The sequence below is a fragment of the Streptomyces tsukubensis genome (genome assembly GCF_003932715.1).
In the GTDB taxonomy this organism is placed as follows: Bacteria; Actinomycetota; Actinomycetes; order Streptomycetales; family Streptomycetaceae; genus Streptomyces; species Streptomyces tsukubensis.
On the sequence record NZ_CP020700.1, the window covers coordinates 7,867,631 to 7,886,518 of the forward strand.

The following is an 18,888-nucleotide window of genomic DNA, read 5'->3' on the forward strand; positions in this document are numbered from 1 at the left end:
CGCCCCCGTCCCCGCGGTGGCAGCGTGGTCTCATGAAATCGGGCACACCAGCGCTTCTGTCGCAGTGGACCACCCTGGCGCCGGTGCTCGCGGTGATCGCCCTCGCCGCTGCCTGGGGACGGGAGCTGCCCGGATTCGTGGTGGCGCTCCTGACGATCTGCCTGTTCGCTGCCGTGCTCGCCGCGGTCCATCACGCGGAGGTCGTCGCCCACCGCCTCGGTGAACCCTTCGGGTCGATCGTGCTGGCCGTCGCGGTGACCGTCATCGAGGTCGGACTGATCGTCATGCTGATGATCGGCGGCGGCGACAAGGCCTCCACCTACGCCCGGGACACCGTCTTCGCCGCCGTCATGATCACCTGCAACGGGATCGTCGGCATCTCCCTGCTCGTCGCCACCCTGCGCAACCGGGTCGCCTTCTTCAACGCCGAGGGCTCCGGCGGCGCCGTGGCCACCGGCTGTGCGCTGGCCACACTGACGCTCGTGGTGCCGACCTTCACCACCGGCAAACCGGGACCCGAGTTCACCGGCGGTCAGCTCGCCTTCGCCGCGGTGGCCTCACTGCTGCTGTACGGGCTCTTCATCGGTGTCCAGACGGTACGCCACCGCGACTACTTCCTGCCGGTACGGTCCGACGGCTCCCCGTGCGGACCCGACGAACACGCCGAGCCGCCGACCGTCCGGGAGACCCTGACCAGTCTGATCCTGCTGGTCGTGGCGCTGGTGGGGGTCGTCGGCAACGCCAAACTGATCTCGCCCTCCATCGAACGGGGCGTCGACTCGGCCGGACTGCCCACCGCCTCCGTCGGGGTCGTCATCGCCCTGATGGTGCTGCTGCCGGAGACCCTCGCGGCGGTCCGGGCCGCCCGCAGCGGCCGGATGCAGACCAGCCTCAACCTCGCCTACGGCTCCTCCATGGCCAGCATCGGACTCACCATCCCGGTCATCGCCATGGCGAGCATCTGGCTGCCCGGCCCCCTGGTCCTCGGTGAGGGGCCGACCAATATGGTGCTGCTGGCCCTGACCGCGGTGGTGAGCGCACTGACCGTGGTGCCCGGCCGGGCCACCCTCCTCCAGGGCGGCGTACATCTGGTGATCTTCGCGGCCTTCGTCTTCCTCTCCTTCAGCCCCTGACAGAGCCCCTGAGGAGCCGCCGAGGAGCCGCTGAGGAGCCCTTGAGGCCCGAGGCCCCCGACCGCGAGGCCCGAGCCCCCTCCAGAAGGCCGGAAGCCCATCGGCCCCGCGCCCGCCGGGTTCCTTCTCCCCACCCCCGGCCCATGACCTCGTCGAATCCCGCTGCCCGGCCCCTCCCGTACCTCCGCCCCGACCGAAAGCGGAGGCCCCGTGGAGCGCGCGTGTGCAACGCACACACCGCAGTTGTGAACGGCGCATGAACGAGACATGACATCAGGGACTGTCCCGTTCCGCCGCCCGGATGGAAATCTCTGTCACGCCACGGAGCCCCCGGCGAACGGCCGGCCCCCGCGGCGGACCCCCGGGCGGGCAGCCCGTACCGCACCGACGATCCGCGAAGGAGGCCAGGTGAATCCGGAGTACGGCGTGTACTGCCAGACGGACGGTGACTTCTACGACGCACCGCACCGCGCCGACGGCACCGCGACCCCGGACGCCTCCCTCTTCGAGCCCGCCCGCGACCCCGCCCCCGAGGGCTGGGAGACCCACCGCAGCGGCGACTGGCTGAGCTTCCACCCCGCCGGCGTGGAACTGCCCGCCCAGGGCTGGAAGATCCACGTCTCGGCCGCGGCCGACAACGCCGCCTCCGTCCTCCGCCGGGTCCACGGCCACTGTCTGGCCCACCGGATCCCGCACAAGTTCGTCCCCGCCCCCCGCCTGCTCCACTTACGAAACGCCAAGTACGCGGACCGCGCGGGCAGCGGCAAGTTCATCACCGTCTATCCCCCCGCCGAGGACTCCTTCCAGGAGATCTGCGAGGCGCTGACCGGACTCCTCGACGGCGAGCACGGGCCGTACGTCCTGAGCGACCTGCGGCTCGGCGAAGGCCCGGTCTACGTGCGGTACGGAGCCTTCGCCGCCCGCTACTGCCTCGGCCCCGACGGCCGCCCCGTGCCCGCCGTCGCAAACCCCGAGGGGACCCTCGTCCCCGATCCGCGCGGCCCCTTCCTGCGGATACCCGGCTGGGTCGACCCGCCCGCCTTCCTCCGCCCGCACCTCGACGCCCGCGAGGCCCTCGGCACCACCGGGACACCGTACGAAATCGAAGCCGCCCTGCACTTCTCCAACGGCGGCGGCGTCTACCGGGCCCGCGACAGCCGCACCGGGGAGACCGTCGTCCTCAAGGAGGCCCGGCCCCATGCCGGACTCGCCGCCGACGGCGCCGACGCCGTCGCCCGGCTGGAGTCCGAACGCACGGCGCTGGAGCAGCTCGCCGGATTCGACTGCGTACCCGCCGTCCGTGAGGCCTTCGACCTCGGCGGCCACCGCTTCCTGGCTCTGGAGCACATCGAGGGCAACACCCTCAACACCCTCCTCGCCCGGCGCTATCCGCTCTCCGCGCCCGACCCCGCGCCCGAAGCCCTCGCCGAACACGCCGCCTGGGTCGAGCGCATCCACGGACTCGTCGAGGACGCCGTACGCCGGATCCACGCCCGCGGCCTCGTCTTCAGCGATCTGCACATGAACAACATCATGGTCAGCGAGGACGAGTCCCGTGTCGTCCTCCTCGACTTCGAGGCCGCGTTCCCGGCCACGGACGAGGACCGCCGGCAGATCGTCGCCAACCCGGCCTTCGTCGCCCCCGCCGACCGCACCGGCACCGGCATCGACCGGTACGCCCTCGCCTGTCTGCGCATCGCCCTGCTCGCGCCCCTGACCACCCTCTTCTTCATCGACCGCGGCCTAGCCCCCCGGATGGCCCGTGACACGGCGCGCCTCTTCGGCACCGGCGAAGCCGCCCTCGTCCCCGCCGTCCGCGAGATCGTCCGCGGCAGGCCCGGCGAACACGCGCCCGAACCCGCCGTCCCCGAACCGGACGACTGGCCCTGGAGCCGGGACTCCATGGCCCGCGCGATCGCCGCCTCCTTCACCCCCGAACGCGAGGACCGCTGCTTCCCCGGCGACATCACCCAGTTCGCCACCCCGGTGGGCGGCCAGTGCTTCGGCACCGGCGCCGCCGGAGTCCTCCACGCCCTGCACGAGACCGGCGCGCCGCCCTGCCCGGAAGCCGTCGAATGGCTGCTGACCCGGACCAAGACCGTCGCCCCCGGCACCCCGCCCGGCTTCCACGACGGACTCGCGGGCATCGCCTGGACCCTCAACCGCCTCGGCCACCGCGACCGGGCCGCCGAACTCGCCCACCTCGTGGCCGAACAGCCCCTCGACCGGCTCACCCCCGATCTCCACAGCGGGCAGGCCGGAATCGCCCTCGCCTTCGACGAACTGGCCCGGGACGCCTCCGGCTCCGACGCCACCGCCTTCGCCGCGGCGGCCGACCGCTGCGCCGCCTACGCCGCCGGATCCCTGACCGAAGGGCGCCCCTCGCCCCGCACCGGGCTGCTGCACGGCGCCACCGGCCTCGCCCTCCTCTTCGTACGGAGGTACGAGTCCACCGGCGATCCGGCCCTGCTCGACCTGGCCCGGACCGCACTCGCCCGCGACCTGGACCGCTGCAAACCCGGCAAGTCCGGAGAGCTGATGGTCGTCGAGGGCAAACGGCTGATGCCCTACCTCGGGGCCGGCAGCGCCGGAATCGCCGTCGTCCTCGACGAGTATCTGGCCCACCGCCCCGACGAGCGGTTCGAAGCCGCCCGGGAGACGATCGCGCCCGCCCTGCGCGCCGCCTTCTACGTCCAGCCCGGGCTCTACCGGGGCGTCGCCGGACTCGTCCTCCACCTCGCCCGCACCCCCGCGGGTGACCCCGCCGAACGGCGCAGCGCCGTCGAGCGCCACACCCGGCTCCTCGGCCTCCAGGCCACCCCCTACCGGGGCGACCTCGCCTTCCCCGGAGAGCAGATGATGCGCCGGTCCATGGACCTGGCCACCGGCACCGCCGGGGTACTGCTCGCCCTCGGCAGCGCGTACGGGGACACCCCGGCCGCCCTGCCGTTCCTCCCGCCGCCACCGCGGCCCACAGACCGGCCCCATCCAGGGGTCGCGCACCACCAACCGTCCCCACGATGAAGGAGTTTGTCATGGCGCTTCTCGACCTCCAGGCCCTTGAGATCACCGAGGACGAGGCTTTCGGCGACGTCGAGACGGGCAGCAACCTCAGCCTGACGTCCTGTGGTCACAACAGCCACCTGAGCCTGCTGGCCTGCTGACGCCCCCTCGGCGTACGGACCGGTTCCGGGGCTGTCGCCCCGGGGCCGGTCCCGTCCGTCCGGCCGCCCTCCCCGGCCGGACCGGCACACCGGAAGGACCCGCACACCGGAAGGACCGTCCGCATGACGACCGGCCGCACCCGGCTCCCGGCCCCCGGGAACCCGGCCCGCACGGGCCCGTACCGGATCCGGCCCCTCTCATGAGCGACGCCCGCACCACCGCTCCGCCGCACCCGTCCCCGTCCCCGTCCCCGTCTTCACGGAGGTCCGGCCGCTCCGGCCGGGCCGATCGGGCCCTGATCGCCGTCCTCGTCCTCTGCACCACCGCGGGCGCCCTCGCCGCCGTCGCGCTCCCCGCCGTACTCGGCCGGACCCTGGACCGGGTGGTCACCGGGGGCGAAGTCCCCTGGGCCGGACTGGCGCTCTGCGCCGCACTGACCGCCGCCGACGCGGGGCTCGACGCACTCGTCGCCCTCCTCGGCGGCACCAGCACCGCCGCCCGCACCGCCCGGCTCCGCACCGAAGTCCTCGACCGGCTGCTGCGCGCGGCCCCGAGGGACGCCGGTGCCCTGCCGCCCGGGGACCTCACCACCAGGGTCACCGCCAACGCGGCCGACGCCGCGTCCGTCCCCGTCACGGCCGCGGCCGCCGTCCCCGGCGCGCTGCTGCCCCTCGGCGCCGCCGTCGCCCTGCTCCTCATCGACCCGTGGACCGGCCTCGCCCTCATCGCCGGACTCCCCGCCGCCGTCCTCCTGCTCCGTGTCCTGCTGCGGCGCAGCGCCGACGCCGCCGCCGACTACCAGCGCGAACAGGCCCTCGTCGCCACCCGGCTGACGGAGGCGCTCGACGGCATCGCCACCGTCCGCGCCGCCGGTACGGCGGCCCGCGAGCACAGCAGGATCACCGAACCACTCGGCCGCCTCGCCGCCCACGGCCGCCGCACCTGGCGCATCCAGGGCACCGCCACCGGCCAGGCCGCCGTCCTGATGCCCCTGCTGACCGTGGTCGTCCTCGCCGTCGCGGGCACCCGGCTCGCCGCGGGCGCGATCACGGTCGGCGATCTCCTCGCCGTCTCGCGGTACGCGGTACTCGCCCTCGGCCTCGGCGCCCTCACCGGCACCCTCGGCGCCCTCGCCCGGGGCCGCGCCGCCGCCGCCCGGCTGGACCCGCTGCTCGCCCTCGCACCCGTACCGCACCGCTCCCTCGTCCTGCCGCCCGGCGGCCCCGGCACCCTCGAACTCCGGGACGTCGGCGTCGTCCGCGACGGCCGGACCCTGCTGGAGGGCATCACGCTCACCGTGCCCGGCGGCACGTCCGCGGCCGTCGTCGGCCGCTCCGGCGCCGGGAAATCGCTGCTCGCCGCCGTCGCCGGACGGCTCACCGACCCCGACACCGGGACCGTCGCCGTCGACGGCGTCCCCCTGGACGGCGCCGACCCGATCCGGCTCCGGCACGACATCGGCTACGCCTTCGCCCGCCCCGCCCTCCTCGGCACCACGGTCGAGGACGCCGTCGCACTCGGCCCCGACCGGCCCGGACCCGGAGCCGTCGACACCGCGCTCCGCGACGCCAGCGCCGACGGATTCGTCGCCCTGCTGCCCGCCGGAGCCCGGACCCCGCTCGCCGGAGCGCCCCTCTCCGGCGGCGAGTACCAGCGCCTCGGACTCGCCCGGGCCTTCGTCCGCGACGCCCGCCTCCTCGTCCTCGACGATGCCACCTCCAGCCTCGACACCGTCACCGAGGCCCGTATCCAGCACGCCCTCGCCCGCCGGGCCGGGACCTGCACCCGGCTGCTGGTCGCCCACCGCGCGGCCACCGCGGCCGCCGCCGACCAGGTGGTCTGGCTGGACGGCGGGAGGCTGCGCGCGACCGGGCGCCACACCGACCTGTGGCGCGATCCGGAGTACCGGGCGGTCTTCAGCACACCCGACCCCGCAGAGGCCCCCGACCCCGCAGAGGCGCCCGACTCCGCAGAGGCGCCCGAAGCCCCCGAGCTGCTCGAACCACCGGAACCGCCCGGTCCCTCCGGCGCCCGAGACGACTCCCACTCCCTCCCCGCGCCCTCCCACGCCCTCACCGCGGCCGAGGAGCCGTCATGACCGGTGCACCCGACGACGTATCCGGCGCCCACGGAAGCAACGACTCCCGCGGAAGCAGCCACTCCGGCTCCGGACGCCGGGCCGAACAGCGCGCCCTGCGCCGCGTCGCCGCCGAAGGCCTGCCCTTCCTCCGGGCCCGCACCCGGGTGCTCCGCGGACTGCTCGGCTGGTCCCTGCTGGAGTTCGCGCAGACCTTCGCGGGCGGATACGCCGTCGCCCGCGCCCTCGACGACGGCTTCCTCGCCGGAGAACCCCGTACCGGAACGCTCTGGCTGGCGCTCGCCGCCGTCGCCGTCGTCCCCGCCTTCCTCGCCCAGCGCGGCGTCTTCGCCGGCCTCGCCGACCTCGTCGAACCCCTGCGGGACGGTCTGGTACGGAGGGCCACCGCCAGGGCCCTGACCACGGAAGGGGGCAACCCCACCACGGGCACCGGAGCAGTCTCCCGGGTCACCCACCAGAGCGAAATCGCCCGCGACGGCTGGGCCGGACTGGTCCTCGCGCTCCGGGGATTCGTCTTCACCTCCGCCGGGGCGCTCGCCGGACTCGCGACCCTCTCCCCGCTGCTGCTCGTCGTCGTCCTGCCGCCGCTGCTGCTCGGCACCGGACTCTTCCTCGCCACCCTGATCCCGATGGGCGCCCGGCAGCGGGACTACTTGGACGCCGACGAGGCCTTCGCCGCGCACACCGGCCGGACCACCGCCGCCCTCCGCGATATCGCAGCCACCGGGGCGGCCGACCCGATCGCCGGGCGCAGCCGGGAGCTCGCCGAAGCCCAGACCGCCGCCGCCCGCTCCCTCGCCCGCTGGTCCGCCCTGCGGATCATCGCGCTCGCCGTCGGCGAACGGCTGCCCCCAGTCCTGCTCCTGGCCGCCGCCCCCTGGCTGATGGACCACGGACTGACCACCGGCGGACTCATCGGCGCCTTCACCTATCTGACGACGTCCCTCGCGCCCGCGCTCAACGCCCTGCTGGCCGCCCTCGGCACGGCAGGCGGACGGCTCCTCGTCGTCCTGGACCGGTTCACCGGACGGGCCGAACTGCCCCCCGACCCGGCCGCGGCACCCGACGGCCGGGGCGCCGTGCACCGTACCGTCCCGCGCACCGCTGCCGTCGTCCCGGTGCCCCGCGCCGAACTGCGGCAGGTGTCCTTCGCGTACGGCCCCCGGGCCCGGCCGGTTCTCGACCGGCTCGACCTGCGCCTGCTCCCGGGCGACCACCTCGCCGTCGTCGGCCCCAGCGGCAGCGGCAAGTCCACGCTCGCCGCCGTACTCGCCGGAGTGGCGCGGCCGACCGCCGGTGAAGTGCGCTGGCTGGGCCGCCCGGCCGCCGGTCAGGAGCCGACCGCGGTCCGTACCCTGCTGCCCCAGCAGCCGTACGTCTTCACCGGCACGCTCCGCGACAACCTCCGCTATCTGCGGCCCGGCGCGCCCGACGGCGACCTCGCGGCCGCCGTCACCGCCATCGGCCTCGACGCCCTCGCGGCACGCCTCGGCGGACTGGACGCGCCCCTCGACCCCCGCCGGCTCTCCCAGGGGGAGCGGCAGCTCGTCGCCCTGGGCCGGGCCCATGTGGCGACCGCGCCGCTGCTCGTCCTCGACGAGGCGACCAGCCATCTCGACCCGGCGGCCGAGGCCCGCGCGGAGACCGCGCTCGCGGCCCGCGCCGACACGCTCGTCGTGGTGGCGCACCGGCTGTCGTCCGCCCGGCGCGCCGCACGCGTTCTCGTGATGGACGGCACCCGCACCGAGGAAGGCACCCCGGACGAACTGCTCACGCGCTCCGCACTCTTCCGCGAACTGACCGGCCGCTGGGCTCCGCCGCAGGCCCCGGAGGCCCCTCCCGGCCAGGCGGACCAGGCGGACCAGGCGGTCCGTTCGTCCCGGTAGCCGTGGTGCCCGCGGCGGCCGTCACAGCCAGCCGAAGTCCCGGGACAGCCGTATCGCGTCCAGCCGGTTCCGGCCGCCCGTCTTCCGTATCGCCGCGGCCAGATAGTTGCGCACCGTCCCGCTCGCCAGATGCAGCGCACTGGCGATCGACGTCACCGACTCTCCCTCGGCGGCCAGCTCCAGCACCCGTAACTCTCTGGGGGACAATGGCACCTCGGAGGCGTTGAGCAGACCGAAGGCGAGCGACTCGTCGATATGCCGCCCGCCCGCCGCCACCTTCCCGACCGCATCGCCGAGGCTGTCCACGGGGCCGAGCTTGTCGACGTACCCCATGGCCCCGGCGTCTCCGGCGCGGCGCAGATCACCCGCCCGGTCGGCCCGCGCCAGGACCACCAGCCCAGGACCCGACTCCTCGGCACCGCGTAAGGACTCCATGAAGGTGAGCACCTCCATGGAGTGCGGACACTCAAGATCCGTGACGATCACGTCCGGTGGACACTCCTGTACGGCGGTCCTCACGCCGCCCTTGTCGGTGGCGTGTACGTCGAGGTTCTCGTCCTTGCTCAGCAGACAGGCCAGCGAGGCCCTCCACAGAGATACCGCATGGACCAGCAGAACCGTCGTCATGTGATGCTCCTTTGCTCGTGGCCGCGTATCCACAGCGCAGTTGCACGACGCGCTGTGCGCCACTGTTCACCAGTTCAGCACGGTTGAAACGCGCACCACTGACGAAATGACTAATACGGCCCGGTGGCGGGGGAGCGGTGGCCGGAATACAGGGCCGGAATATGACCCGCCGGTAGGAAACGGGAAACGGGAGGCGGGAGAGGCCTCCGGGAGGCCGGTGAAAGGCGGTACAACTCAGCCTGCTGATACGGGAGTTGGGAGTTCTCCCGAGGAGTGTGATGCGGGAGCGGCGGCGCGTTTCTCGTGGTGCCGAAACGCCCGCGGCCGGGCCGCGCCACGGTGCGGCGGCGGGTCCGGTGGACGGGGAAGTGCCCGGAGGCGGGGTGTGCGGACCCCGCCCGGGCGGCGTGAATTCTCAGAGCCACCCGGGGGCGACGAACAGCAGCCAGGTCACCGGCGGTGCCACGACCGCCATGCTGAATCCCCAGACCATCAGCCGGCGGAACACGGTCTCCCGCTCCGTCTCCGGCACGCTCGCCGTCACCAGGGCTCCGCTGGTGGAGACGGGTGAGGAGTCCACCACCGACGAGGAGATCGCCAGCGCGATCACCAGGCCGACCGCGCCCACCTCGCCGGCCAGCAGGAACGGCACCGCGAGCGGGATCAGCGCCCCGAGGATGCCGGTCGTGGAGGCGAACGCGGAGACCACGGCCCCGATGGCGCAGATCAGCAGGGCGCCCAGCAGCGGTGCCCCGATCCCGGCGACCTCGGTGCCCAGATACGAGATGGTGCCGATCCGCTCCATCATCGCCACGAAGGTCACGATGCCGCAGACCAGCAGCACCGTCGACCAGGCGCAGCGGTCCACGGCCCCCTTCGAGGACTCCGGGGCGACCAGGGACAGCACCACGGTGACGGTCAGCGCGAGCAGTCCGACGTGCAGATCGAAGACGAGCGCCCCGAGGACCAGGCTGAGCAGACCCAGCAGGGTCAGGGCGCGTACCCGGTCGAGCCGCAGCTCCGGTTCCACCGCGGTTACGGCGGGGGCGGGAGCCAGGGCGACCCCACCGCCCGTGCCGGGTGCCCCGCCCGGGGCACCCGGGGGCCTCGGGGCGGGGGCGGAGCCCGTACCCGGGGGTGCCGCGGCCGTGCCCTCTTCGCCCACCCGGCGCCCCAGCAGCCCGCGCCCGCCGAAGAGCGCGAAGACCACGAGACAGAGCAGGACGTTGAAGACGAAGGAGGCGGCGAAGAGCAGCGCGGGGTTGCCCGGGATCCCGTTGCGGGAGACGACGCCGTTGGTGATGCTGCCGAAGACGCTGATGGGCGAGAATCCGCCCGCGCTGGCCCCGTTGATGATGAACAGACCCATCAGTACGGGGTTGATCCGGTAGCGGGTGGCGAATCCGGCCCCGATGGGGGCGACGATCGCCACAGCGGCGGGCACCACGGCGCCCACGGCTGTGAGGGTGGCCGTGACCAGGAACAGGACCCAGGGGATCAGGGCGATCCGGCCGCGTACGGCCCGGGTCGAGGCCTGTACCAGCCAGTCCACGGTGCCGTTGTTGCGGGCGATCGCGAACAGGAACGTGACGCCGACCAGGACGACGAAGAGATCGCCGGGGAAACCCCCGAAGAGATCGTCCGCCGACTGGCCGAAGAAGAGGGATCCGGTGACGAAGGCGGCCACGATGGCGAGGGCGCCCATATGTACAGAGGTGATGGTGGCGACGGTGAAAACGACGGCTAGTGCGGCAATGGCCAGGACGTGATCGGACACGAGGCTTCCTCGCCTTCGGTCGATGGTCACTACGGGGCGGCGGCACCACCGGGCGTGCGGGTACGCCGAGGGGGAGGGCGGTGCCGGAAGGGGGCGGGCCTTGATGCGTTGTCCCCACGCATCAACGAATTCCGCCATTTGGAACGCAAGTTCCGCGATGGGGAGTATGGAAGGCCCCCGCTCCTGGCCGAGTCAAGAGGTCGGACAGAGATTCCCCGAGCCGTCCGATCTGCCGCGCCACGTCACCGGGCCGTCTCGGCGGGCCCTCTCAGCGGGCCGGGGGCCGCCCCAGTGCCTCGCCCACCGACCGGGCCGCATCTCGCACCGCCGCGCCCAGGGCGGCCCGGGAGCCGTCCGTCATCCGGCTGCTCGGAACATTGACGCTGATGCTTGCGACCGGAGTGCCCGAGGCGTCGACCACGGCCGCCGCCACCGCCGACACATCGGTCCGCCACTCGCCGCCGTTGGTCGCGTAACCCCGCGCGCGGATCGCCGCCAGCTCGGCGCGGAGCGCGGCCGGATCGGTGATCGACGCGTCGGTGAACCGCTCCAGACCGTCCGCGATCAGCCGCTCCACGGCCTCCGCAGGGCCCGCCGCCAGGAGGGCCTTGCCGTTCGCCGAGGCGTGCGGCGACAGCACATGGCCGAGCGGGAGCACGATCCGTACCGGCTTGCTGGTCTCCAGCCGCTCGACCAGCACCACCTTTCCGCCCTCCGGCACCGCCAGATGCACGGTCTCGTCGGTGAGCCGGCGCAGCTCCTCCATCACCGGGACCGCGATATCGCGCAGGTCCAGCTCGCCCGTCGCGCGCCGGCCCACGTGCAGTGCCTTGGTGGTGACGGTCCATCGCGTGGGGGTTCCGGCGGCCGGCCGGATCCACCCCGCCTCGTGCAGCGTGACCAGCGCCCGCTGCACGGAACTCTTCGGCAGGCCGAGGGCCCGCGCCAGCTCGGCGACCCCCGCGGGCTGCCGCTCCGCGACCTCTTCGAGGGTGCGCAGGGCATTGAGAACGTTCTGCATCTATTGACTCCCGGGTAGGGCCGTGCCATTCTCCCCGTGCCATCCCACGGTACAGCGTGCCGCTACACGGCACAAGAGTTTTGGAGGAGTCCCTCCCATGACGGTTCGCACCGGCCGGCACTTCCTGCAGATCCCCGGCCCCACCAACGTCCCCGACCAGGTGCTCCGGGCCATGTCCGCCCCCACCTGCGACCACCGCGGCCCCGAGTTCGCCGCCCTGACCACCCGTCTGCTCGATGTGATCAAGCCGGTCTTCGGCACCTCGGGCCCCGTCGTGATCTACCCGTCCTCCGGCACCGGAGCCTGGGAAGCCGCCCTGGTCAACACCCTCGACCCGGGTGACCGGGTGCTCTGTTTCGAGACCGGCCACTTCTCGACCCTCTGGGAGGAGATGGCCCGCTCCCTGGGCCTGCGGACCGAGATCGTCCCCGGCGACTGGCGGCACGGCGCCGACCCCGAGGAGCTGGCGCGCCGGCTCGCCGCCGACACCGACCACTCCGTCAAGGCGGTCTGTGTGGTCCACAACGAGACGTCGACCGGTGTCACCAGCCGGATCGCGGACATCCGCCGCGCCATCGACGAGGCCGGCCACCCCGCCCTGCTGCTGGTCGACACCATCTCCTCCCTCGGGTCGATCGACTACCGCCACGACGAATGGGGCGTCGACGTCACCGTCTCCTGCTCCCAGAAGGGCCTGATGCTCCCGCCCGGACTGGGGTTCAACGCCGTCAGCGCCAAGGCGCTCGCCGCCCGCGAGCAGGCCGGACTGCCGCGCTCGTACTGGGACTGGGGGCCGATCCTGGAGGCCAACCGCCGCGGCATGTACCCCTACACCCCGGCCACCAACCTGCTCTACGGACTGGTCGAGGCCGTGGAGATGCTCAACGCCGAGGGGCTGCCCGAGGTGTACGCCCGGCACGCCCGGCACGCGGAGGCGACCCGCGCCGCCGTCCGCGGCTGGGGCCTCGAAGTCCTCTGCGCCGACGAGCGCGAGCACTCCGGGTCGCTCACCGCCGTCCTCCTGCCCGAGGGCCACGACGCCGACAAGGTCCGCAGGATCGTCCTGGAACGGTTCGACATGTCCCTCGGCGCCGGGCTCGGGAAGCTCGCCGGGAAGGTCTTCCGGATCGGGCACCTCGGCCACTTCAACGACCTCACCCTCGCCGGAACCCTCGCCGGGGTGCAGATGGGACTCCACCTCGCGGGAGTCCCCGCCGACCCGGCCGGGCTCCCCGCCGCGCTGGAGGTGCTCAGCACCCCGTGACGCCCCACCGCCCGACCGCATCCTTCCGGGAGCACCGCCCATGACCTCCGTCCACGAAAGCCCCGGAGCCGTGCCCCCGGCCCCGGCCGCAGACCGAACCACCGCCGACCGCGATCTCGAACACCGCCTGCGCCGCGAACTGGACGGCGAGGTCGCCTTCGACGACTACACCCGCAGGCTGTTCTCGCGCGATGCCAGCATGTACGCCATCACACCCCGCGGCGTCGTCTTCCCCCGACACGAGGACGACGTCCGGGCGGCCGTCGCCGCGGCCGCCGAACACGGCCTTCCGGTACTGCCCCGGGGCGCCGGCACCAGCCTCGCCGGGCAGACCGTCGGCCCCGGGCTCGTCCTCGACCTGTCCCGCCATATGAACAAGATCATCGAGCTCGACCCCGGCAGCCGTACCGCCCTGGTGGAGACCGGCGTCGTCCAGGACCAGCTCAACCGGGCCGCCGCCCCCCACGGGCTGATGTTCGGCCCCGACACCTCCACCAGCAACCGCGCCACCCTCGGCGGAATGATCGGCAACAACTCCGCGGGCAGCGGCTCGCTGCGCCACGGAATGACCATCGACCACGTCCGCGCCCTCGACGTCGTCCTCTCCGACGCCACCACGGCCCGCTTCGAACCCGTCGACGAGGCCGAACGCGCCCGCCGCGCCGGACGCGCCACCCTCGAAGGCCGGATCTACCGCGAACTCCCGGAGATCATCCGGGCCGACGCGGCGGCCATCGCCGACGGCTTCCCCCGCTTCTGGCGGCGCGCCTGCGGCTACCGCCTCGACCGGCTCGCCCGCGACGACATCCCCTTCGACCTGGCGAAGTTCGTCGTCGGTTCCGAAGGCACCCTGGTGATCGCCACCCGGGCCCTGGTCGATCTGGTGCCCAAACCCCGGCACACCGTCTTCGCCGTCGGCCACTTCACCTCCGTCGCCGGAGCCATCGGCGCCACCGAATCCGCCCTCTCCCTCAACCCGTCGGCCGTGGAGCTGATGGACCGCACGATCCTGGACCTGTCCCGCCGCAGGATCGAATACGCGTCCCTCGGCTCCCTCCTCGAAGGCGACCCCGAAGCACTCCTGTTCACCGCCTTCACCGGCGACGACGAGGCCGAACTGAAGGACCGGCTGGCCAAGCTGACCGAGCTGTGGCGGGCCGAGGGCCACGGCTACCACACCCTCCAGGCCGTCACCCCGGCCGAACAGACGGCCCTGCTGAAGGTCCGCAAGGCCGGACTCGGACTGCTGATGGCGGCGGGCGAGGGCACCCGGCGTCCGCTGGCCTTCGTCGAGGACACCGCCGTCGACCCCGTCCACCTCGCCGAGTACACCGCCCGCTTCAAGGACATCCTCGACGCCCATGGACTGACCGCCGGGTTCTACGGCCACTGCTCCGTCGGCTGCCTCCACATCCGGCCCTTCCTCGACCTCACCGACCCCGACCAGATCACCACCATGCGGACCGTCGCCGAGGAGATCAAAGACCTGGTCACCGAGTACGGCGGGGTCAACTCCAGCGAACACGGCGACGGACTCGCCCGCAGCGAGTTCAACCGGGAGATCTTCGGCGACGACCTGTACGAGGCGATGCGCCGGGTGAAGCGGGTCTTCGACCCCGACAACCGGATGAACCCCGGCAAGATCGTCGACGCCCCGTCGATGACCGACCATCTGCGCGATCCCGCCCTGCCGCCCGCCCCCGAACTCCGCACCCGCCTCGACTTCGAGGTGCTCGGCGGAATGCGCGGCGCCGCCGACCGCTGTATGAACATCGGACTCTGCCGCAAGAGCGGCACCGGCACCATGTGCCCCTCCTACATGGCCACCCGCAACGAGGAGGACTCCACCCGCGGCCGGGCGGGCGCCCTGGTCAAGGCGCTCTCCGAACCCGACCCCCGCAAGGCGCTCGGCGACGAACGCCTCCACGAGGTCCTCGACCTCTGCCTGATGTGCAAGGCCTGCAAGAGCGAATGCCCCCTCGGCGTCGATATGGCCACCCTCAAGGCCGAGGCCCTCTCCCACCACCACGACCTCCACGGCACCCCGCTGCGCTCCCGGATCTTCGGTTCGATCCGCTTCCTCAACAGACTGGGCTCCGCCACCGCGCCCCTGTCGAACCTGCCGGGCCGGATCGGCCCCGTACGGAAGCTGATGGACCGCCTGCTCGGCATCGCCCCCGCCCGGCCGCTGCCCCGCTTCGCCCGCCGCAACCTCGTCCGCTGGTTCCGCCGCCACCGGCGGACCGCGGCCGCCCCCGGCAGCCAGGGCGTCCTCACCTATCTCGCCGACTCCTTCACCACCTACACCGAACCGGAGATCGGCCGGGCCGCCATCGAAGTCCTGGAACGCGCGGGCTGGGACGTCCGGCTGGAGAGCGGGGGCTGCTGCGGCCGCTCCAGCCTCTCCAAGGGGCTGGTCGAGGACGCCGCGAACAAGGCGTTCGCCCTGGTGCACCTGCTCGCCGAGTCCACTCCACCGGGCTCACCCGTCGTCGGCTGCGAACCCTCCTGCCTGATGACCCTGCGCGACGAACACCGCGCCCTGCTCCCCGGTGACTCCGCCGTCGAGGACATCGCCGGCCGGGTCCAGCAGGTCGAAGAACTGGTCACAGCCGCCATCGACGACGGCAGGCTGACGCTCGGCGCCGACACCTGGCCCGCCGGACGGCGCCTCCTCTACCACGGCCACTGCCACCAGAAGGCGGAGGTCGGCACCGCCGCCACCGTCGAAATGCTGCGCCGCATCCCGGGCGCCGAGGTGGTCGAGGTCGACGCCGGCTGCTGCGGAATGGCAGGCTCCTTCGGTTTCGAGTCGGAGCACTACGACGTCTCCCTGACCGTCGGTGAGGACCGGCTCTTCCCGGCGGTACGGGCCGAGGGCGACGACACGGTCATCGTCGCCACCGGGGTCTCCTGCCGCCAGCAGATCTTCCACGGCACCGAGCGCACCGCCTGGCACCCCGTCCAGCTGATCCGCGCCGCCCTGGCCGAAGGCCCCGGGGACCCCGCTCACCCCGCGGCGGCCTCCGACGCCACCGACCGAGCCCAGCGGTAGTCCGCCTTTCCGCTGGGGGAGCGCCGGATCTCCCCCGCCACCACCAGTTGACGGGGGAGCTTGTACCCGGCCAGCCGGTCCCGGCAGTGGTTCCTGATCTCGTCCAGCGTGGGCGGCACCACCCCGTCGCGCACCTGGACGACGGCCGCGACCCGATGCCCCCACCGGGCGTCGGGTACCCCGGCGACCAGGGCGTCGTAAACACCCGGATGGGCCTTCAGGGCCTGCTCGACCTCCTCCGGATACACCTTCTCGCCACCGGTGTTGATGCACTGCGAACCCCGGCCCAGGACGGTGACCACCCCGTCTTCGTCCACCGTCGCCATGTCCCCGAGCAGCACCCACCGCTCGCCGCCCCGCCGGAAGAAGGTCTCCGCGGTCTTGGCCGGATCGTTGTAGTAGCCCAGCGGCACATGGCCGCGCTGCGCGATCCGGCCGGGTTCGCCCACCGCGACCGGTTCATACGTCACGGGGTCGACCACCGCCGTCCGCGCGTTGACCCGGAGCCGGAAACCCTTCTCCGGCCCCGAGTCCTCCGTGGCCGTCCCGTTGAAACCCGACTCCGACGAACCGAAGTTGTTCAGCAGCACGACGTGCGGCGCCAGCGCCGCGAACTCCGCCCGTACCGAATCCGACATGATCGCCCCCGACGACGAGACGCTGAACAGCGACGACAGATCCGTGCCCGCCATCGGCCCGGACAGCGCGTCGATGAGCGGCCGGAGCATCGCGTCGCCGACCAGCGACACCGTGCTCACCCGCTCCTTCTCCACCGTACGGAGCACGTCATCGGCCGTGAACCGGCGGTGCAGCACCACCCGCTGGCCGAAGTGGAAAGCGATGAACGCGGTCAGGGTGGACGTGCCGTGCATCAGCGGGGGAGCGGGGAAGAAAGTGAGCCCGTCACCGCCCGCGGCCACCCGCTCGGCCAGCTCCTCCGGCCGCCCCACCGGCACCCCCGTCGGCGCGCCGCCACCGAGCCCCGAGAAGAACAGGTCCTCCTGGCGCCACATCACCCCCTTCGGCATTCCGGTCGTACCGCCCGTGTAGACGATGAACAGATCGTCCGCCGACCGGGCGGGAAAACCGCGCTCCGGGGACGCCGCGGCCGTCGCTGCGGCGAAGTCCACCGCGCCCGGTACACCGCCCGCACCCGTGCCCGGCCCACCGACCCGCAGCAGATGCCGCAGCTTCTCCGTCCGCGGCAGCGCGCCCGCCACCCGCCCGCCGAACTCCGCGTCGAAGACCAGCGCCGCGAGATCCGCGTCCCGGTAGAGATAGACCAGCTCCTCCTCCACGTACCGGTAGTTGACGTTCACCGGCACGATCCGGGCCTTCAGGGCGCCCAGGAGCGTCTGCACATACTCCACGCCGTTGTACAGATGGAGCCCGAGGTGCTCGCCGGGCCGGATCCCCGCCGCGGTCAGATGGTGCGCGACCCGGTTGGCGGCCGCGTCCAGTTCCGCGTACGTCAGCCTGCGCTCCGCCCCCGTCCCGGGACGGTCGGCATAGACCAGCGCCTCCCGGTCCGGCACCGCGTCGACGACGGACTCGAACAGGTCGGCAAGGTTGTACTCCACCGTTCCTCCTGACCCTGGGCGCGTCCCGCGCGGCGCGGCGGACTCGGTCCGAGCCGCCCGCCGGAGTCCGGGTGCGCGTCCCGGCGTCCGGGACAGACGCCGGGACGCGCACCGGACGGTCGTCGGCCCGGACCGTCGGGCCGCGGGGCCCGGCCTTCGGGGCGGCCGGTCCGGGCGAACGCCCGGCGAGGCGCTCAGGCGGTCATTAGAGCGCCCGCCGCGGGAACTGGGAAGAGGCGCCGCACAAATTATCTGACTAACTGTCAGGAAACTATTGAACCGGCCGCCGGGCTCCTGCACCCTGTTCCCCGGTCCACGACGGGAGGCCCCGCGGATGGCACGGAACGGCGAGACACCGCAGCACCGGACCGGCAAGGAACACCAGGATTCCGGCACCGGAACCACGGAATACCAGGATTCCGGCGCCGGAGGGAACGGCGGGCAGGGGGCCGGCGGCCTCGGTACCGAGCATCTGACCGTCACCCGCGAGGGCGCCACCCTGATCCTCACCCTTGACCGCCCCGAGGCCAGAAACGCCCTCTCCCTGCCCATGCTCGTCGGCCTGTACGACGGCTGGCTGGCCGCCGACGCCGACGACTCCGTCCGCTCCGTCGTCCTCACCGGCGCGGGCGGAGCCTTCTGCGCCGGAATGGACCTCAAGGCGCTCGCCGGAGGCGGAACCGCCGGATCCGGGTACCGCGACCGGATGAAGGCCGACCCCGATCTGCACTGGAAGGCGATGCTCCGCCACCACCGCCCCCGCAAACCGGTGATCGCCGCCGTCGAGGGCCCCTGCGTCGCGGGCGGCACCGAGATCCTCCAGGGCACCGATATCCGGGTCGCCGGCGAGAGCGCCGTCTTCGGCCTCTTCGAAGTCCGCCGCGGCCTCTTCCCCATCGGCGGCTCGACCGTACGCCTGCCGCGCCAGATCCCCCGCACCCATGCCCTGGAGATGCTCCTCACCGGCCGCCCCTACACCGCCGCCGAGGCCCGGGACATCGGACTGATCGGCCGGGTCGTCCCCGATGGAACCGCCCTCGCCGCGGCCCTGGAACTCGCCGCCGCCGTCAACGCCTGCGGACCGCTCGCCGTCGAAGCCGTCAAGGCCTGCGTCTACGAGACCGCCGGACTGCCCGAAGCCGACGGCCTCGCCGCCGAACTGGCCCGCGGCCGACCCGTCTTCGACACCGAGGACGCCGCGGAGGGGGCCCGTGCCTTCACCGAGAAACGCGCCCCCGTCTACCACCGCCGCTGACCACCCACGACCCCTCACGGAGCCCGT

Annotated in this window: 12 protein-coding genes; 8 read left to right on the top strand and 4 right to left on the bottom strand. The window is 73.1% G+C overall.

The annotated features are described in order from the left end of the window. Nucleotides 1-32 precede the first annotated feature (32 nt). The 5 genes from B7R87_RS32310 to B7R87_RS32330 all read left to right on the top strand — a co-directional run bounded on the left by B7R87_RS32310 (nucleotide 33) and on the right by B7R87_RS32330 (nucleotide 8,282). Nucleotides 33-1,133, top strand: coding sequence for a calcium:proton antiporter (locus B7R87_RS32310; protein WP_040912784.1), 1,101 nt, complete (start codon nucleotides 33-35; stop codon nucleotides 1,131-1,133). Between the two features lie 408 nt (nucleotides 1,134-1,541). Continuing rightward, entirely contained in the window at nucleotides 1,542-4,157 is a 2,616-nt protein-coding gene (gene lanKC / locus B7R87_RS32315; protein ID WP_006344751.1) for a class III lanthionine synthetase LanKC, read from the top strand. Further along, nucleotides 4,154-4,297, top strand: a complete 144-nt coding sequence (locus B7R87_RS32320) for a SapB/AmfS family lanthipeptide (protein WP_233168991.1) — start codon at nucleotides 4,154-4,156, stop codon at nucleotides 4,295-4,297. The genes lanKC and B7R87_RS32320 overlap by 4 nt, the downstream gene beginning before the upstream one ends. Before the next feature lie 200 nt (nucleotides 4,298-4,497). After that, entirely contained in the window at nucleotides 4,498-6,396 is a 1,899-nt protein-coding gene (locus tag B7R87_RS32325) for an ATP-binding cassette domain-containing protein (RefSeq protein WP_130585124.1), read from the top strand. Then, nucleotides 6,393-8,282 carry an ATP-binding cassette domain-containing protein gene (locus tag B7R87_RS32330; RefSeq protein ID WP_130585123.1) on the top strand — a complete coding sequence of 630 codons (1,890 nt, stop codon included), beginning with the start codon at nucleotides 6,393-6,395 and terminating at the stop codon, nucleotides 8,280-8,282. The genes B7R87_RS32325 and B7R87_RS32330 overlap by 4 nt, the downstream gene beginning before the upstream one ends. Nucleotides 8,283-8,303: 21 nt before the next feature. Here the strand turns inward: B7R87_RS32330 and B7R87_RS32335 are convergent, their stop codons facing one another. From B7R87_RS32335 to B7R87_RS32345, 3 genes are all read right to left on the bottom strand, one after another. Continuing rightward, entirely contained in the window at nucleotides 8,304-8,909 is a 606-nt protein-coding gene (locus B7R87_RS32335) for a response regulator transcription factor (RefSeq protein WP_006344745.1), read from the bottom strand. A 415-nt stretch (nucleotides 8,910-9,324) separates the two neighbouring features. After that, complete coding sequence (locus tag B7R87_RS32340; protein WP_006344744.1) at nucleotides 9,325-10,686, bottom strand: SLC13 family permease; 1,362 nt, start codon at nucleotides 10,684-10,686, stop codon at nucleotides 9,325-9,327. 268 nt (nucleotides 10,687-10,954) lie between these two features. Continuing rightward, nucleotides 10,955-11,707 (bottom strand): IclR family transcriptional regulator, encoded by a 753-nt coding sequence (locus B7R87_RS32345; protein ID WP_006344743.1) that lies wholly within the window; start codon nucleotides 11,705-11,707, stop codon nucleotides 10,955-10,957. Between the two features lie 97 nt (nucleotides 11,708-11,804). On the opposite strand from B7R87_RS32345, the gene B7R87_RS32350 reads away from it, so the two are divergent. Both B7R87_RS32350 and B7R87_RS32355 read left to right on the top strand, forming a co-directional pair. Next, nucleotides 11,805-12,971, top strand: a complete 1,167-nt coding sequence (locus B7R87_RS32350) for a pyridoxal-phosphate-dependent aminotransferase family protein (RefSeq protein WP_006344742.1) — start codon at nucleotides 11,805-11,807, stop codon at nucleotides 12,969-12,971. Nucleotides 12,972-13,011: 40 nt separating this feature from the next. After that, nucleotides 13,012-16,026 carry an FAD-binding and (Fe-S)-binding domain-containing protein gene (locus B7R87_RS32355; protein ID WP_006344741.1) on the top strand — a complete coding sequence of 1,005 codons (3,015 nt, stop codon included), beginning with the start codon at nucleotides 13,012-13,014 and terminating at the stop codon, nucleotides 16,024-16,026. On the opposite strand, the gene B7R87_RS32360 is transcribed toward B7R87_RS32355, so the two are convergent. Continuing rightward, nucleotides 15,981-17,606, bottom strand: a complete 1,626-nt coding sequence (locus tag B7R87_RS32360) for an acyl-CoA synthetase (protein ID WP_006344740.1) — start codon at nucleotides 17,604-17,606, stop codon at nucleotides 15,981-15,983. The genes B7R87_RS32355 and B7R87_RS32360 overlap by 46 nt on opposite strands. Nucleotides 17,607-17,940: 334 nt before the next feature. On the opposite strand from B7R87_RS32360, the gene B7R87_RS32365 reads away from it, so the two are divergent. Next, entirely contained in the window at nucleotides 17,941-18,861 is a 921-nt protein-coding gene (locus B7R87_RS32365) for a crotonase/enoyl-CoA hydratase family protein (protein ID WP_006344739.1), read from the top strand. Nucleotides 18,862-18,888 lie beyond the last annotated feature (27 nt).

What these genes read in the sequence shown, in the direction of transcription:
- B7R87_RS32310 (WP_040912784.1), top strand. Translation starts at nt 33, where the DNA reads ATGAAATCGGGCACACCAGCGCTTCTGTCGCAGTGGACCACCCTGGCG.
- B7R87_RS32320 (WP_233168991.1), top strand. Translation starts at nt 4,154, where the DNA reads ATGAAGGAGTTTGTCATGGCGCTTCTCGACCTCCAGGCCCTTGAGATC.
- B7R87_RS32325 (WP_130585124.1), top strand. Translation starts at nt 4,498, where the DNA reads ATGAGCGACGCCCGCACCACCGCTCCGCCGCACCCGTCCCCGTCCCCG.
- B7R87_RS32330 (WP_130585123.1), top strand. Translation starts at nt 6,393, where the DNA reads ATGACCGGTGCACCCGACGACGTATCCGGCGCCCACGGAAGCAACGAC.
- B7R87_RS32335 (WP_006344745.1), bottom strand. Translation starts at nt 8,909, where the DNA reads ATGACGACGGTTCTGCTGGTCCATGCGGTATCTCTGTGGAGGGCCTCG.
- B7R87_RS32345 (WP_006344743.1), bottom strand. Translation starts at nt 11,707, where the DNA reads ATGCAGAACGTTCTCAATGCCCTGCGCACCCTCGAAGAGGTCGCGGAG.
- B7R87_RS32350 (WP_006344742.1), top strand. Translation starts at nt 11,805, where the DNA reads ATGACGGTTCGCACCGGCCGGCACTTCCTGCAGATCCCCGGCCCCACC.
- B7R87_RS32355 (WP_006344741.1), top strand. Translation starts at nt 13,012, where the DNA reads ATGACCTCCGTCCACGAAAGCCCCGGAGCCGTGCCCCCGGCCCCGGCC.
- B7R87_RS32365 (WP_006344739.1), top strand. Translation starts at nt 17,941, where the DNA reads ATGGCACGGAACGGCGAGACACCGCAGCACCGGACCGGCAAGGAACAC.